The following is a 16119-nucleotide window of genomic DNA, read 5'->3' as shown; positions in this document are numbered from 1 at the left end:
ATCGGTACAATCTGCATCTGATAAGCTTTTTAGACTATTTCGTCATCCCGTCAGCGTTCTACTACTCCCGTAATTGTTTCTTGGGGAACAGAAGCGTTAATTTGTTGAGAAGTTGGGTTTGGTACAGTGGACATTGTTTACTCAAATTATGGTGTAACCATGAAAAAGTAATATATTAAAAACATTTCTCGACCAACCTATTTAACTTTAAATAAGCTTAATTCTAATCACAATCAGGGGTTTTCAAATCTATCGTCCATTCATTTTGTATAAGATATACTATATATTCCTCCTCTCGTTCTGGAGGTTGACAATGAGATTCTAAAACTTATGATTCTTGTATTTCCCCATTATCGAGGTCAATTTTTTCTAGATATAAATCAAATTCCTATTCATTCCGTAAATCAAAGATAAATTGTAAATGATTTGCACGACTACTTATTTAGCCCATCACTCTTTACTAAAAATCTCTTCGAGTGTTAGGGGTTTACCCGCAAGTTCAGAAGCTAAATCTCTGAGTTTAAATAAAGTTTCAAACTGTCCACGATCTAACTGTCCTTTTTTAGCAGATGACAGAGTTCTCTTATCTAATCCAGTCATTTCCTTAGCTTTTTGAATAGATAAGTTTTTGTCTTCTGTCCAATAACTAGAAAGGTCAATATATTTAGTCATAAAAATACTCAATTTCTGTAATTAACTTAAATTACGCACCAGAATAAATTTTAGGTACGTCAATACATTAACACAGCAACGTTTAGGAATTTTCTTTTCTTAAAGTTACTAGAACTTACCATAACGTTGACACGTCAACACATCAATGTTATTGTATTCATAATAACAAAGGCGATCGCAACTTCTTGGCGGGAGAGCGATCGCCTTATAAACCTAGTAGTAAAAGGTTGATTTCATTATGACACGGATAGAAGTTAGAGACGAAGACCAAAGTTACTGCACCCGTTTTAGCGATGGTGTCAGTGGGATGAGTGTAACAGCTTTAGCTCAATTTTGCGGAACAGAACAGCATACTGTTACCCAGTTCTTAAACCGTCTTAGGGATTCTAACCCTATCACGAATGAGCTTGTAGAATGTCTAAAACCCTTTGTTGGTAGTGATTGGAGACTCATCACGAGTGACCCCTCCGGCAAGGTATTTATTATTGACGAAGTTTGTCATGCAGTTCTGGAATATTACGCACTGGAAGCAAGAAAGTATAAAGGTAAACAGATAGCGATTAACAATTATCGCATGATTGCCAAGGCTGGGTTAAGAATGTTTATCTGGTCACATACCGGTTACTCCCCAATCAATGTAGGTTCTCAAGGAATAATCAGCCAAGAAGAATTATCTACCATCATCACCACCGCTATCGAAACATCCCTGACTCCCATTACCCAACAACTCAGTGAGATTCAAGAGCAGTTGCAATCAGTCCCCGGTGTCAAACCTAAGCGTCCCTGGACTTTACCAGCATCCACACCAGAGGAAGAAGTGCCAAGCGATTATGTACAGTTAGAAGATGGTTCTTGGTTATCACCTGAAGGGTATCAATCAATTTTGAAACAAAGCCGACGGTCTTTACCTTGGGATTTGCGACGTTTTGATGATTTTAATTAACTATTTGGGCAGTTGTGGTGACTGCCTCATAATTCTTAGAGGAAAAGTTTTATAGTACACATTAACTACAAAATTCTTAGAGGAAAACCCTAAACAATAACACAAGCCAACCAAAACGGGTAAATTGCGCGCTAAGGCTGTAAAGTAGATATAACAAGGGTTTTCAAACCATCTTGCAGGAAATTTCCTTAACGGGTGACAAGGGGGTTGAAGATGAGATGTGGCAATAATTTGAGAAAATAAGGGGGTAAAAAAAATAGGGACAAGGAAGCCCCCAAAACAAAAAATGTTGCCACAATTATATCAAACAATCTTCCGGAAGCATTTGAGTGAACAGCAGTATTTGACGCTAGAGCTATTGTTGCTATTGATACAAGCCCATCGCCAGGTAAAACTGTCAAAATTGGCCAGCTTATTTCCCCAACCAATTAAATATGAAAGCAGGAAACGCAATCTACAAAGATTTTTAGGAATAGGTAAACTCTGCGTAAAATTATTATGGTTTCCATTGATAAAATATTGGATTAGACAATCGTTAACACCAAAGCAACTGAATCGAGAACAGCGGCGTTATTTTCATAAAAAACAGTATCAAAAATATGGTTATTGGATGGTGGCACTGGATCGAACGCAGTGGAAAGGAAGAAATATATTTATGGTGACATTGGTATGGGGTACTCATGCCCTACCACTATACTGGGAAACATTAAATCATGTCGGAAATAGTAATTTACAAACCCAAAAAAGACTGATAAAGACGGCAATAAAATTATTGAAAAAATGTCGGATTGTAGTCTTAGCGGACAGAGAATTTCATAGTCCAAAACTGGCTAAATGGCTTGATGAGCAAGGAGTGTACTTTGCTCTACGTCAGAAGAAAAACCTTTATTTTCAAGAAAACCATGAACAAGAATATAAAGTTCTTAAAAACCAAGGATTTAAGCCAGGAATGTCGAAATTTTATGAGGGAGTCAAATGTGGTAAAGGGGATGAATTAGGTTTATTTAATATTGCTGTTTATTGGAAGAGAAAATATCGAAATAAAGGACCAAAAGAACCTTGGTATATTTTGACGAATCTGCCAAATCTTAAACAAACTTTATGCCTTTATAGATGCCGATGGGGAATTGAACAATTCTTTAAGGATTGTAAAACTGGTGGTTATAATCTAGAAGATACCAAAGTGAATGAAACTCGTTTTTTAGCCTTAGTTTTATTAATTGTCATTGCTTATAGTTTAGCCACTATGCACGGTCAACGGATGAAAAAATTAGGTATAGAGACTTATGCCGGACGTATTCAACAACATCAGGATAAGTACCCACGCCAGAGTGACTTTAGCTTTTCTCTCTACGGACAACTCTGGATTTATGGCATGGAATTATGGGCTGATTTAGCTCTGAACTTAATCGAGCTTAAGCCTCATAAACGCCTCTTTTTTAAACGGGGCCTTCAGGCTCTATCCCTTATGAAACAAGCTGTTTAGCCACCTTGTCACCCGGTAAGGGAAATTTCACATATCTCGGCTTGGAGATTAGATTCAATATGCGATCGCTGCGCTCTCTGTTCCTTCCATCTTGTCAGGGATACGAAGGCATCGCCAATGACGCTGTAATTCTTAGAAGACAAAATTAATCTAAATTTGATTTAACCACCACTGCATGAGAACAGCACGACATTGTAAACAATGAAGATTGTTTAGTAAATTATTAATACCACTGTTATTTATTGGATATACTGCACCAATATATTCTTTATCAATTTCTAAATTAGGTTGAATTTCAGCTATACAACCATAAAGTTTCTGATTAGAGAAGGAACTATTAACTAACCAACCTTGATTATTCAAAGCAGAAAAATTTATAATATTCTTTTCACTAATTCCCAGTTCTCGAAATAGAATGGATGGTACTGTAACTTCTGGAGACTTACCATTAGGAACACGACCACCAGGAAAGTCCAAAGTTAATTCACCTACTCCAGGACGATAACTCGGTGGTGGCAAAATTAAATGATGATTCTGAATAGTTAAAATTATTACTGAATCAGCTTTTTCAACACGCCAATATTCTAATATTTGACCCTGATTATCTTGTATATGTTCAGCAATCAGTGTCATCCATTTTGAACGCAATTCTAAAAACCTATCTTCAATTTGCCAATGTTTCAATTGTTTCATAAAGTTTCTTATTTTGAAAAGTTTAACCAAGATAAGGGTATTGTTGTGGTTTCATTTTTAATAATTCCTCCCAGTATTTTATAGCATTGTATTTGGTGGTTTCTTTGTCTCTTTGTTTGTGAACCCTGCCGATTTCTATTAAACAATATGTCAATTTAATTGCTGTAAATAAATGACTAAACCCCACTACTTTAAAATGTTGTAAAAACAAATGTAAAACAACTTGTAGTTTCTGTTTGTGCCGAAAGTGTAGCCACCATTGCATCTGATGTATAGCAATACTATTCTGGTAGTTTAGAATAATTTCTACTTCGCTTAATTTATCCTTGACCTGATAATAAAACTGCATTTCTCTATCATAATCACTTGCTTTATAAGCTAAATCAGCTTCATCTGATAATTGATAGGATTGACTAATTAAATTACCTGCGGCTTCTGCTTGCTCCTGACTATAACCAAGTTTCAGATAAATGCTGGATGCTGCGATCGCTAATTCTTCAAATTTCTCAGCATCATGTAACCAATATATTTCTGCTTGTAGTTCCCCCAATGTCACGGCTAAACTTTGATTCATGGTTTCCTCTAAGAATCTATTGAAAGGGTTGACCCCATAAATCCCACATTTCTTTTTTAAAGGGACTGCGCCATTTTTGAATCATTGCTTGTTCTAATGCTTGTCGTGGTTTTCTGATTTTCTGAGAGGAAAATCCAAAAGCTACGTTATTCTTCCAAATAATCTATCACTGCCTCCAGGTCTAACATTGCCTGATTAAATCTATTTAACATCGCTTCTACTACTTCTGATTCAGTATTAACTTCTGCCAGTTTTTCTCTCATCACACAGTCCAGGGCTTCTGCCCACAATGCTAAATTCGTGTGTTGGGCTGCTTTTAATAACCCCATATTGGTAAGTATGGACAAATGAAATCCAAGCTGGTCTTGTCCACCGTAACCTAGATATCCATTACTCATTTCTAGTTTTTCTGGAGTAAATTCAAAATATTGGTCTGAAGTAATTCCACTGGGTTCTAATTGTGGTTGTGGTAATGGTGGTTGGGTCATATTAAGATTGTTTTACAGGTAATTGTGACATTTGCAAAACACGGTCATTCCAAGTGCCAAGTTCTTGATTAACTTGATTTCTGGCTTCTGTGTTGTTCCAGATTTGCTCTCACTTAAACAACCAACGAGTTAGAAACCGTCCTAAATTAGCTAACTCAAAAGCATGGTCAAATTCTATATCCGGGGCTATCCACTCCATAAAATACATTGTCTCTGTGATCAGACTTTTGACCACTTCATTATTAGCAGAGTTTTGTGATAATGTCTGAATCTGTTTTAAATGATTGCTTAGATTACTTAACCTGATAGAAACATCATCTTTAATAAAGTTTTCTTGTAAAGTGGTTGAGTAATTCATTATGAAAATTTTATTTTGCTTCTAATTATATTAACTCTATTGATATTTTTACCGAAAATATACGATAATTATAGCAGTTATTATCAAGATAATCCAATGGATAAAAATCATTACGATAAGTTAAGTGGTGAAGAAAAGTTAGCATTTTTAGAAGGTGTTACTGAGCATTTAACTATAGATGAAAAAGCTAAGTTAGTAAAGAAATTATTACCTGTCAAAGATGATAATAGTTTTACGGTAACAATGGGTAATTCTCAAGTTCATGCTAACACTGTTTACCAATTCAATCTTAACAGTAAAGATGAAATTGCCGATTTATGGAAGGCGATCGCTGACCGAATACGCAAAGATCCTGACAATGTTAAATAAAAGAAGATATGCCAAAATCAAAACAGGATGAACCAGATAAATCTCGTCATGCAGCAGCCGATGAAGAATGTTGTAACGATGTTTTGCCAGTAGACTGTGTATTTGACGGTGAAACGGAATTTCCACAATCAGGCGTTGCTGAATCATAGGATGATTTCGCCCAATTTAGAACGAATTTTCAATGGTTTCGACCGCCAATTCATCCCGCATTTATGCAACGCCCTTTTTTTATTCTTTTATTCAGAATACCCAAAAAGTGACAGAAGAGGGGTAAAATTCAGAAAATTGTAAATTTTTAATCATCTATTTATTCACTTTCTGGAACTGGAGAACGACGCTTGCGAAAAATTCCTGTCATACTGATGCCTGTAAATAGCATAGCAATCAGTCCTAAACCAACAAGAAAAACATAAATAGGTTTGCCAAAACTCCCGAAATAGCTACCTTGATGAATTGTCATTAATAATTCAATTTGTTCTTCTGGTAATCCCAGCCAGCTTTCACCCACTCGGTAAGCAATACCCGTAACAGCACTAACTAACAAGGGTAGAAAAATAATAGGTGCAACAATACTGTGAATGCTTCTGACGGTCAGTTTAGATTGTGCTTTATTTGAGGGAGATTGCTTGGATTTACGAATCATACCAAATCCGGTAATCACCAATACCACTAGTCCCAGTCCTACCAAAGATACATAAACTGGTTCTAGTGGTTTACCCAAAAAAGTACCCTGGTGAATTGCGAGGAAAATCTCGCCAATGTCTCTAGGCATCCCAAACCAACTTCTTCCCAGACGATAAGCAATACCAGTTAAGGCACTCAGCAGTAGAGGAATGAATAAAACTGGTGCAATGTTACGATGGAGTTTACGAAATTCACGAGACTGATTGATCTTAACCATTAGAACCTCTTGAATGAATACAACCTTGCTGAGGTTGGAGGTTTAACAATATTTATCCATCTAAAATAAATGTGCTACTTAACCTCAAACTAACTTTGAGCATAAGACAGCAAAAGTAAAGAACTTGGAAAGATGTACCACCAAGATAAAAATCCTCATATACTTCATTTATGTCTGATTTTAGGCTTGACTTGATTACCTGTATATTGTTTACAAACAATTAATAATAAATACTGTAATAGTAACTATGCAATGAAGTTTTTATTAGTTGAAGATGACGAACGGATTGCTGCATCTCTTGCAGAAGCTTTAACTGACAATAATTACGCGATTGATGTAGCTGGTGACGGCGAGGAAGGATGGGACTTCATAACGGCATTCACCTATGATTTAATTCTTCTGGATGTGATGCTACCGAAATTGAATGGTATAGAATTGTGTCAAAGATTACGACAGCGTGGTTATGGGCTGCCAGTGCTGATGTTGACTGCGAGAGATAGCAGTACTGATAAAGTACTAGGTTTGGATGCAGGTGCAGATGATTACGTCATCAAACCTTTTGATTTAAAAGAATTACTAGCACGTATTCGGGCTTTACTGCGACGTGGAAATTCGCCGTTATTAACTTTCTTGGAGTGGGGTGGACTGCTACTTGACCCAGCCAATTGTACTGTTACTTACAAAGATAAATTATTGTTGATGACACCTAAAGAATACCAATTACTAGAATTATTTCTCCGTAATAATGGACACGTTCTCAGTCGTCATCAAATTCTTGACAACTTGTGGTCATCTATTGACCAACCTGGACAAGATACAGTCAAAGTACATATTCGAGGAATACGTCAAAAACTCAAAGCCGCAGGAGCCAAAAATGATTTTATCGAAACTGTTTACGGGCTTGGGTATCGGCTTAACCAAAACTTCTAGAAATAAAAGCAGGTTTGCCGTTAGAAAGTTGATCGTACCTTGGCGGTGGGGAAATATTTTAGCGAACTCCCAGTTTCGGGCTACCAGCTGGCGACTACTATTATCTTATTTGATGGCGATGATGGTAGTTATGGGACTGTCATCAGTGGTAGTGTATCACTTTTTTTCTTATAGTCTTAGTCAACAATTAGATAGGCAGTTGTTGACGTTGGCGGATGCGGCGGCTCATAATTTATCAGCGATTCAGGTGGATAGGACGGCTGTAAATCGCAAGATGCCGCGAATTTTAGATAATGATGGGGATTTAGATATTCCTTGGCAAGATTTACGGTTATATCGTCAGAGTGTGGAATGGTTTGATGCTCTTAAGCAATTATTAGGAAAAGCAGGAAAGCAATTTCCCGAAACACCATTTGTTACTAATTTTCACTCGTGGCAGCAAAATGGCATCAGGACATTAACTATTCCGGTTTATTCTTCGGGAAAAAATCAACAACTTTTAGGTTATGTGCGTGTAAGTGCATCAACTGTAGAAGTACAAAAAGAACTGAATAGACTGTTGATGGGTTTGGGGGTTGCTGGTGTTTTGGGGATGGTTTTAATTGGTGTTACAGGTTGGTGGTTAACGAGTAAAGCCTTGCAACCGATTGAGCAGAGTTTCCAGCAATTACAACAGTTTACGGCAGATGCGTCCCATGAACTACGCAGTCCCCTAACGGCGATTAAAACGACTGTGGAAGTTATCCAAAGTCACCCAGAACGTATCCATCCCAGTGATGTCAAAAAAATTGCCATCATAGAGGGAGCAACACAACAGATGACACACTTAGTAGAGGATTTACTGTTGTTAGCCAGAAGTGATTCTGCGCCTGTAAGTTTGCCTACAACTGCGATTCCCATACCTGTAGATGAAATTTTGTTTGATTTAATTGATACCTTACAGCCGGAGGCAGAATCTAAAGAAATTACTTTAGAAGCCGATTTGATTGATGCAATATGGGTAAAGGGAGATGCACATCAATTACAACGACTCTTTGGGAATTTGCTAGAAAATGCCCTGCAATATACGTCTAATGGCGGTTTAATCAGGGTGAAAATCGTTCAATGGGATGATTTTGTAGTAATTGAAGTAACGGATACTGGAATTGGGATTGCACCTGAACATTTATCTTTAGTGTTTAATCGCTTTTGGCGAGCAGAAAAAGCCCGTTCTCGTCGTCAAGGTGGTTCCGGTTTGGGTTTAGCTATTGTCCAAGCTATTACTCGTGTTCATGGTGGTGAGATTTCTGTGACCAGTAAAACCGGTGTGGGAAGCTGTTTTCGGGTGAAGTTACCAGTATTTGAGGGAAATTATAAAAATAACTAATTTTCATGACGTTCAATGTAGAGTATCTGCAAAACTTTGAAGATATTAAAGACATAGTTGATTCCTGGGCTATTTTCAAGGTGCTTGATGCAGCACTGGAGGTGTTTAATAAACATCTTGTGAATGTGCGTGAGGTATGTGTGCATCAACAAATTGTGTATGAGAGTTGAAAATAACAATATGGGAATCTCTGATACCCTCGAAAAACCAAAGCTTTTCCCTCAGGGGCGCTGGTTTAGTGAACTTCGCGGCGATTTGACGGGAGGATTGACGGCAGCAGTAGTAGCATTGCCTTTGGCTTTAGCCTTTGCGGTAGCAAGTGGTGTGGAACCCAAGGCGGGACTTTACACCGCTATTGTGGCAGGAATTGTCGCGGCAATTTTTGGGGGTTCGCCGGTACAGATTACAGGGCCGACAGGTGCAATGGCTGTGGTTGTGGTGGGAATTGTCGCTAAATACGGCATTGAGAAAGTTTGGATTGCTGGGGTGATGGCGGGGATTATCCAGATTGCTTTGGGGATTGCCAAACTGGGACAGTTAGTAAAGTTTATTCCTTATCCGGTGACGGCAGGCTTTACTAATGGTATTGCCGTGATTATATTTTGTGGTCAATTAAATAATTTCTTTGGGTTACAGCTACCACGTAGCGAACATTTTCTACCGGGAGTTTGGCAAAGTTTAACTCACGTAGAAGCTTTAAACTGGGCTGCTGTCGGGTTAGCAATGGTGGCGATCGCTACTAAGATTTTATGGCCAAGGATAAATTCTATAATCCCAGGCTCTTTAATGGGGTTGGTATTAGCGACAGGAATAGCTACTTATTTCCATTTGAATGTACCAACAATTGGCACGATTCCGCAATCTTTACCGATACCCCAAGGTATTCCCCACTGGAATGATTTTAGTGTGATTCGAGAACTAATTAACCCGGCTTTGGTTTTGGCGGCGCTGGGAAGTATTGAATCCTTGCTGTCGGCGGTGGTGGCTGATGGCATGACGGTGAGTGAGAAGCACAATAGCAATCGCGAATTAATTGGGCAAGGTTTGGCAAATATTATTGTGCCATTTTTTGGAGGCATCCCGGCAACAGGAGCGATCGCTCGGACTGCTGTCAATGTCCGTTCTGGTGGTAAGACCCGACTATCTGGGGTAATTCACGGTGTTGCCTTAGCCATTATCGTTTTGACTTTAGCACCCCTAGCAGCACAGATTCCCCTAGCAGCACTTGCCGGTATTTTGATGGTAGTTAGTGTGCGGATGATTGAGTGGGAAGCCATTGGTTTATTGATGCGTGCTACCTACTCCGACTTTGCTGTGATGATTCTCACCTGGTTAGTGACAATCTTGTTTGACTTAGTTCTCGCTGTCGAAGTGGGATTGATTGCAGCCGGTGCTTTATTCATCAAGCGGATGAGTGATTTAAGCCTAGTCAAAATACCTGAAACCGAAGTATTTCCGCCTGGTACTCCTCTAGAATTAGGTAAAGAAATTGCCGTTTACCGCGTAGATGGCCCTGTATTTTTTGGTGCTGCTGAACGATTTGCTACCTTCCTCCGCGATGAACCGGAAGTGAAGTATTTAATTCTGCGGTTGCGATTTGTGCCAAATATGGACACAACTGGACTAGTAGCCTTAGAGGATATTTACCACGACTTAAAACGACACAATTGCCGCTTAATTCTCACAGGTTTACAACCCCAAGTCAAACAATTATTAGAACGTTCAGGATTGTTAAACACAATTGGGTTATCAAATTGTTTTGAAACAACCACAGAGGCAATTTGCTCTATCTCTCCTCAGATTGTCGGATGTTCTCAACCTGTAGCAACTAGTTTTAAATCAAAAGAATTAAGGGAATTAAATGATTGATCCTACTTTATCCGCTTACTACACCTTCAGAAATGACAACCCCAATCTCTAATCAAAGAGAAAAATACTATTTTTTAATCCTCTATACCCCATCCAGCTTGAAAACTTGAGTTTTCACCATAGAAAAAACTATAGGTTTCTACTTAGACGGGGTTTAATTGGCGAATGTGATTAGACTTCGCGCCGACTGACTAGTTTCTTTACTAGTTCCTTACTTTGTTTGTTTTACCCTGTGAGTTGTGGAGAGGTAAATCGATCTTCCCTAATAACTCGGTATATCTAACCCTGTTATTAGCTATGGCGATCGCAAGCATCGGCTAAATAAATACCCGTACACACGTAATTTTACTTCTGCACATATTAGGAGAGTTATATCATGGATTTTATCAAGAAAGTACCATTTTTTAATCTCAAAACTGGTTCTGTATTTGGAGCAACTGCCCTCAGTATTCTAGGTTTAAATGCTTGCACCCCACAAACTCCAGTTGCGATCGTTGAACCATCTGCGCCTGTTGTTCAACCTGATACCCAAGCCAATACTACACCTGAGTCTACCACAGTCAAAAATCTCATCTCTGCTTACAATGGCGAATCTAACGCCCATGTAATGTATCTGGCTTTTGCACAAAAAGCTGATGGGGAAGGTTACAAGGAAGTTGGTAGTCTCTTCCGCGCCACCGCACGAGCAGAAGCAATTCACCGCGATAATCATGCTCAGGTGATTCAGGCAATGGGCGGCACACCTAAAAATAATATTGCTACACCTGTAGTCAACTCTACTGCTGCAAATTTGACACAGGCTCTTAAAGGTGAGTCCTACGAACGCGATACTATGTATCCTGGCTTTATTAAAGAGGCGAAACAGTCTGGTAATAAAGCTGCTGTCCAAACTTTTAACTACGCTTTAGAAGCAGAAACGGGACACGCCAAACTCTACACCACAGCTAAGAATAACCTCGCTTCTTGGAAACAAGCAGATCGTCCTTTATATGTTTGCCCTGTCTCTGGTTATACAACACTTGAGGCAAATAGCAAAAATTGCTCTCAGCCTTTTGAGAAATCAATTTAATTAGGTTTTAGGTGTTCGATTGTTCCAGATATTGAGTTAATACAGATATAATTTTTACTAAAAATACGAAAATTATATCTGTTTACTTAGTTAAAATTGGCAATTTTGGTAACAGATATATATGAATAGACGTGAATTTTTCGGCTGGGTGGGTTTGGGGGCAATTTCTACTTCCTTACCTCTAGCGATCGCCGCTTGTTCTTCTCAATCTACATCTTCTAAGTTAACTAATGCTCCATCACGTCCTGATGATTTTAAAGCTATAGGTACTGTGACAGAGTTAGACCAAAAAGGTCATATTCTCAATCAGAATGTAATCGTCATACGTAATCCCACTGATAAAAATAATCTAATTGCTGTTAATTCTACCTGTACCCATGCTGGCTGTGCTGTGAATTGGGAACAAGATCAGAAATCTTTTGTTTGTCCCTGTCACGAGTCGAAATTTGCTCCAGATGGCAAGGTACTGGGAGGCCCCGCAACGGAACCATTACAAACTTACACAGCTAAGTTGGAAGGTGGGAATGTGTTGGTAAAAACAAAAGTTGTGTAATTCGTAATAAAACAGGACTTACGCACGGACTACATATTTCCGTCCCTATCGACGCTTCGGTTGCAATCCCAAAGTCTTGTTTTCTGGTATACGTAAGTCCTATAAAAAACCGGTGTTATTAATTGACAGCATGAAAAATTTACGCAGAGTTGCAGAGGAAAAATGGCTCATAAAATTGAACTCGAATCTATCACAGGTCTATCTGTATCATCTGTAGGCGATCGCCTGAAGCAAGAAGGGTACAATGAGCTACCATCTACCCAACATCGCAACATCTGGGGAATTGCTCTAGAAATCTTCAAAGAGCCTATTTTCCTGCTCTTGTTGGGTTGTGGTGTGATTTACTTGTTTCTGGGTGATGTTCAGGAAGCGTTAATCCTATTAGGCTTTGTTTTCTTCATTGTTGCCATTAATTTATACCAAGAACAGAAAACTGAAAAATCACTGGAAGCATTACGTGACCTCTCCAGTCCTCGTGCATTAGTTATCCGTGATGGAGAACGCCAACGGATTGCGGGACGGGAAGTGGTACGTGAAGATGTGATTGTTTTATCAGAGGGCGATAGAGTTCCTACGGATGCTGTGGTGGTGTGGTCTACTCATTTGAGCGTCGATGAATCTCTGTTAACTGGTGAATCTTTGCCTGTACGCAAGCAATCAGTTAAGGACGGCAAAGATTTAGAAAACACTACGCAAACGGCATCTCAGCACCGTCCTGGTGGTGAGGATTTCCCCTTTGTCTATTCGGGAACGCTGATTGTCCAAGGTCAAGGTATTGCCCAAGTCTATGCCATTGGTATGCAGACAGAAATGGGCAAGATTGGTAAAGCCTTGCAGACTGTGGAACCAGAACAGACGGTTCTGGAAAGGGAAACTCGGCGGATTGTGAGTAAGTTGACCTTTGTGGCGATCGCTATCTGCGTTGCTGTAGTCGTGATTTATGGGGCATCTACGGGCAATTGGCTACAAGGGGTTCTCGCAGGGTTGGCGCTGGCGATGGCAATTTTGCCTAATGAAATTCCTGTGGTATTGGCGATTTTCTTGGCGTTGGGTGCTTGGAGATTTTCTCTAGCTAGGGTTTTGACTCGTCGTGTCCCTGTGGTGGAAACACTAGGTTCTACTACTGTTCTTTGTGTCGATAAAACTGGCACACTGACTTTTAACCGGATGTCAGTTCAGCAATTATTTGTATCTCCCAATTTTTATGATGTCGCTCTGCACGCACGAGAAGCACTCCCAGAAACTTACCATGAATTAATCGAATTTGGGATTTTAGCCAGTCGCAAAGACCCCTTCGATCCGATGGAAAAAGCCCTCCAACAAGTGGGTGATGACTATTTAGCCAGAACTGAACATTTACATAAAGATTGGGAGATATTGCGTGAATATCCCCTGTCTGGTGAATTGTTGGCGATGTCTTGTGTTTGGAAATCGCCAGAAAATAGACTGGTAATTGCTACCAAAGGTGCGCCGGAAGCGATCGCTGATTTGTGTCATTTTAATGCCCAACAAATGCGAGACTTAGAGCAGCATATCAATACAATGGCTGCTGCTGGTTTGCGGGTTTTGGGAATAGCGAAAGCGATCGGACGACATCAAACGCAGAATAAGCCAAACTCCCTTCCTGAAAAACAACATGACTTTGTATTTGCATTTTTGGGACTGGTAGGCATGGCTGATCCCGTGCGCCCGACTGTAGCACCAGCCATTACTGAGTGTTATACTGCCGGGATTCGGGTCGTGATGATTACAGGTGATTATCCAGCAACAGCCCAAAATATTGCCCGTCAAATCGGACTGACACCCGCTACAGAAGTCATTACGGGAACAGAATTAGAAAAGATGCCAGAAGGCGAGTTGCTGTCTCGGATTCAAACTGTGAATATCTTTGCGCGGGTTGTCCCAGAGCAAAAATTACTGATTGTTAATGCCTTGAAACGGTGCGGCGAAATCGTGGCCATGACTGGAGACGGGGTAAACGATGCCCCAGCCTTAAAAGCGGCGCATATTGGCATTGCAATGGGTGAACGGGGTACAGATGTAGCGCGAGAGTCTGCGGACTACCCCTGTTAAGGTGTACTAAAAATATGGTACGTTTACGACTGTACCTTTTGTGTAGCAGGGATTTCAACCACGTTGCTTTGTGGCTCTGGCTGGATAGAAGCCTGATGAGAGGGTTGTTTAAGAGCAAGAAGGCGAGCCGTAGAAACATGTGGACGATGGGGTTCTCGTGGTCTTTGAGGCTGTGGTTTTTTTGGACCTCTAGGACTAGAAGTAAAACGTTTTAAGTCCACTTGCGCGGCCAATTGTTTCAAGAGTTCAACAAAAGTAGATAAATTCAAAGTAGAGACAAATTTCCATTCCGGCTCAGGAATTGCAATCATCATGCCTGTATAGGTACTTTGAATTTCCTCAACCAAATAATAATTGGAAATACCAGCATCAACTTTGCCCTGACCATGAACACCGTTACGCAAAACCGATAATCGATGCTCCGTAGTTGCCAAATTATTCCCATCAATGATTTTGATTCTATAACCAGGTAATATTTCTGGTTGTTTTCCTCCTAATTCTTCTACTATCGGCGCTAATTGATGGCTACTGTAACGTACCAATGCTTGAGATACTTGTGGCTCAATCCCATTGATTTTGCTGTATAAAGCTACACGCGATACTCCAATTTCTTTTTCAAATGCTTTGTATGCTGCACTTATTGATGGACGGATGTTGCACACTACTAAACTCATGATTCCTACCACTGTTGAAAACAATAACTCTTGGGTGTATTGCTTTTTTCTTGTGGCTTCAAATATTTCGTCTAGAAGTTCTGCGCTAAATATTTTTTCTAGTGTTGCTCTTAGCATTACTGTGATTGGTGATGCTTCGGCAAACCTTTCAAATATTGGGTTCAGCATGATACAACATCCATCCATCATTCTACTTTCACCCCAATCATCTCATATTGAATTGTTTGTGTACTTGACAACTTTTGCTGTCCTTTTCGGTTAGTACTGGTTTCCTTCCCCTTGTGGCAAGGATTTCAGCCTTTTATTAGTTCATTTCTTAGTACACCTTAACAGGGGTAGTCTGCGGACTTAGTATTGCTAGATGATGATTTTTCTTCCATTGTCCAGTCTGTCAGGCTGGGGCGACGAGTATTCGACAATCTGAAAAAAGGTATGGCTTATACCTTGGCAGTTCATATCCCCATTGCTGGGATGTCGTTGATTCCTGTAATCTTTCACTGGCCTTTAGTGTTACTACCTATCCACATTGCCTTCCTACACTTAATTATTGACCCAGCTTGTACGGTGGTGTTTGAGGCAGAACCAGAAGAAAGTAATGTGATGAAGCGTCCTCCCCGCAACCCCAAGGAGCCATTATTTAGCCGTCGCACTTTAAGATTAGCATTGCTGCAAGGATTGAGTGTATTAGTAGTGCTAGTGGCTGTATTTGCTGTGTCTTATTATTCTGGAAACGGAGAATTTGATGCCCGCGCTCTCGCTTTTACCACCCTAATTGTATCGAATTTGAGCATGATTTTGAGCAATCGTTCCTGGTCGCGTACCATTCCAGAGATGTTACGCACTCCGAATCAAGCATTGTGGTGGGTGCTGGGTGGTGCAGTAGTTTTTATGGGATTAGTACTTTATGTTCCTGTATTGCGGCATCTATTCCGTTTTTCTTTTCTGCATTTTGATGATTTAGTAGTTAGTCTCACCTCTGGGATTTTCAGTATTTTCTGGTTTGAAGTACTGAAAATTTGGCGGCGAAAAAAAGGTAATACACGACTGGGAGCAACGCGATTTTGTGAAGTCGGGGAAAAAATGTGCTTTTAGCTACTCGCA

At 39.8% G+C, this 16119-nt stretch carries 20 protein-coding genes; 12 read left to right on the top strand and 8 right to left on the bottom strand.

All coding sequences use genetic code 11. The features are described from left to right. Nucleotides 1-450: 450 nt before the first annotated feature. Entirely contained in the window at nucleotides 451-672 is a 222-nt protein-coding gene (locus VB713_RS26920; protein ID WP_323314554.1) for a hypothetical protein, read from the bottom strand. A 238-nt stretch (nucleotides 673-910) separates the two neighbouring features. Here VB713_RS26920 and VB713_RS26915 point away from each other — a divergent pair, with 238 nt between their 5' ends. Both VB713_RS26915 and VB713_RS26910 read left to right on the top strand, forming a co-directional pair. Continuing rightward, nucleotides 911-1615, top strand: a complete 705-nt coding sequence (locus tag VB713_RS26915) for a hypothetical protein (protein WP_323314553.1) — start codon at nucleotides 911-913, stop codon at nucleotides 1613-1615. A gap of 286 nt (nucleotides 1616-1901) precedes the next feature. Continuing rightward, nucleotides 1902-3101: an IS4 family transposase gene (locus VB713_RS26910; protein ID WP_323314552.1), complete on the top strand. Its 1200-nt coding sequence runs from the start codon at nucleotides 1902-1904 to the stop codon at nucleotides 3099-3101. Nucleotides 3102-3109: 8 nt separating this feature from the next. Here the strand turns inward: VB713_RS26910 and VB713_RS26905 are convergent, their stop codons facing one another. The 5 genes from VB713_RS26905 to VB713_RS26885 all read right to left on the bottom strand — a co-directional run bounded on the left by VB713_RS26905 (nucleotide 3110) and on the right by VB713_RS26885 (nucleotide 5214). After that, the gene (locus VB713_RS26905) at nucleotides 3110-3244 is read right to left on the bottom strand and encodes a hypothetical protein (protein ID WP_323314551.1); all 135 of its coding nucleotides are present in this window, start codon (nucleotides 3242-3244) and stop codon (nucleotides 3110-3112) included. Nucleotides 3245-3251: 7 nt separating this feature from the next. Continuing rightward, nucleotides 3252-3794, bottom strand: a complete 543-nt coding sequence (locus VB713_RS26900) for an NUDIX hydrolase (protein ID WP_323314550.1) — start codon at nucleotides 3792-3794, stop codon at nucleotides 3252-3254. 22 nt (nucleotides 3795-3816) lie between these two features. Beyond that, a complete protein-coding gene (locus VB713_RS26895) occupies nucleotides 3817-4368 on the bottom strand; it encodes a hypothetical protein (RefSeq protein WP_323314549.1) in 552 nt (183 codons plus the stop codon). Nucleotides 4369-4514: 146 nt separating this feature from the next. Then, the gene (locus tag VB713_RS26890; protein WP_323314548.1) at nucleotides 4515-4856 is read right to left on the bottom strand and encodes a hypothetical protein; all 342 of its coding nucleotides are present in this window, start codon (nucleotides 4854-4856) and stop codon (nucleotides 4515-4517) included. Between the two features lie 109 nt (nucleotides 4857-4965). Further along, nucleotides 4966-5214, bottom strand: a complete 249-nt coding sequence (locus VB713_RS26885) for a hypothetical protein (RefSeq protein ID WP_323314547.1) — start codon at nucleotides 5212-5214, stop codon at nucleotides 4966-4968. A gap of 96 nt (nucleotides 5215-5310) precedes the next feature. Here VB713_RS26885 and VB713_RS26880 point away from each other — a divergent pair, with 96 nt between their 5' ends. Next, nucleotides 5311-5583 carry a hypothetical protein gene (locus VB713_RS26880; RefSeq protein ID WP_323314546.1) on the top strand — a complete coding sequence of 91 codons (273 nt, stop codon included), beginning with the start codon at nucleotides 5311-5313 and terminating at the stop codon, nucleotides 5581-5583. 8 nt (nucleotides 5584-5591) lie between these two features. Continuing rightward, a complete protein-coding gene (locus VB713_RS26875; RefSeq protein WP_323314545.1) occupies nucleotides 5592-5732 on the top strand; it encodes a hypothetical protein in 141 nt (46 codons plus the stop codon). A 158-nt stretch (nucleotides 5733-5890) separates the two neighbouring features. Here VB713_RS26875 and VB713_RS26870 read toward each other — a convergent pair whose 3' ends face one another. Beyond that, complete coding sequence (locus VB713_RS26870; RefSeq protein ID WP_323314544.1) at nucleotides 5891-6484, bottom strand: PepSY-associated TM helix domain-containing protein; 594 nt, start codon at nucleotides 6482-6484, stop codon at nucleotides 5891-5893. Nucleotides 6485-6736: 252 nt separating this feature from the next. Here VB713_RS26870 and VB713_RS26865 point away from each other — a divergent pair, with 252 nt between their 5' ends. From VB713_RS26865 to VB713_RS26835, 7 genes are all read left to right on the top strand, one after another. Next, nucleotides 6737-7414: a response regulator transcription factor gene (locus VB713_RS26865; RefSeq protein ID WP_323314543.1), complete on the top strand. Its 678-nt coding sequence runs from the start codon at nucleotides 6737-6739 to the stop codon at nucleotides 7412-7414. After that, entirely contained in the window at nucleotides 7359-8780 is a 1422-nt protein-coding gene (locus VB713_RS26860; protein ID WP_323314542.1) for a HAMP domain-containing sensor histidine kinase, read from the top strand. The genes VB713_RS26865 and VB713_RS26860 overlap by 56 nt, the downstream gene beginning before the upstream one ends. 5 nt (nucleotides 8781-8785) lie before the next feature. Further along, the gene (locus VB713_RS26855; protein ID WP_323314541.1) at nucleotides 8786-8950 is read left to right on the top strand and encodes a hypothetical protein; all 165 of its coding nucleotides are present in this window, start codon (nucleotides 8786-8788) and stop codon (nucleotides 8948-8950) included. Nucleotides 8951-8960: 10 nt separating this feature from the next. Further along, complete coding sequence (locus VB713_RS26850; RefSeq protein ID WP_323314540.1) at nucleotides 8961-10649, top strand: SulP family inorganic anion transporter; 1689 nt, start codon at nucleotides 8961-8963, stop codon at nucleotides 10647-10649. 376 nt (nucleotides 10650-11025) lie between these two features. Further along, nucleotides 11026-11718, top strand: coding sequence for a rubrerythrin family protein (locus VB713_RS26845; RefSeq protein ID WP_323314539.1), 693 nt, complete (start codon nucleotides 11026-11028; stop codon nucleotides 11716-11718). 121 nt (nucleotides 11719-11839) lie between these two features. Beyond that, nucleotides 11840-12271 carry a ubiquinol-cytochrome c reductase iron-sulfur subunit gene (locus VB713_RS26840; protein ID WP_323314538.1) on the top strand — a complete coding sequence of 144 codons (432 nt, stop codon included), beginning with the start codon at nucleotides 11840-11842 and terminating at the stop codon, nucleotides 12269-12271. Between the two features lie 162 nt (nucleotides 12272-12433). Further along, nucleotides 12434-14344 carry an HAD-IC family P-type ATPase gene (locus VB713_RS26835; protein WP_323314537.1) on the top strand — a complete coding sequence of 637 codons (1911 nt, stop codon included), beginning with the start codon at nucleotides 12434-12436 and terminating at the stop codon, nucleotides 14342-14344. Between the two features lie 23 nt (nucleotides 14345-14367). Here VB713_RS26835 and VB713_RS26830 read toward each other — a convergent pair whose 3' ends face one another. After that, entirely contained in the window at nucleotides 14368-15186 is an 819-nt protein-coding gene (locus VB713_RS26830; protein WP_323314536.1) for a hypothetical protein, read from the bottom strand. Between the two features lie 186 nt (nucleotides 15187-15372). Between VB713_RS26830 and VB713_RS26825 the strand changes: the two genes are divergently transcribed. Next, on the top strand, nucleotides 15373-16110 hold the full coding sequence (locus VB713_RS26825) for a cation-translocating P-type ATPase (protein ID WP_323314535.1): 738 nt from the start codon (nucleotides 15373-15375) through the stop codon (nucleotides 16108-16110). The last annotated feature ends 9 nt before the right edge of the window (nucleotides 16111-16119 follow it).

Source organism: Anabaena cylindrica UHCC 0172 (assembly GCF_034931625.1).
Lineage (GTDB): Bacteria > Cyanobacteriota > Cyanobacteriia > Cyanobacteriales > Nostocaceae > Anabaena > Anabaena cylindrica_A.
The sequence above is the reverse complement of the archived record's forward strand: the minus strand, read 5'-3'. Positions and strand labels throughout refer to the sequence as shown.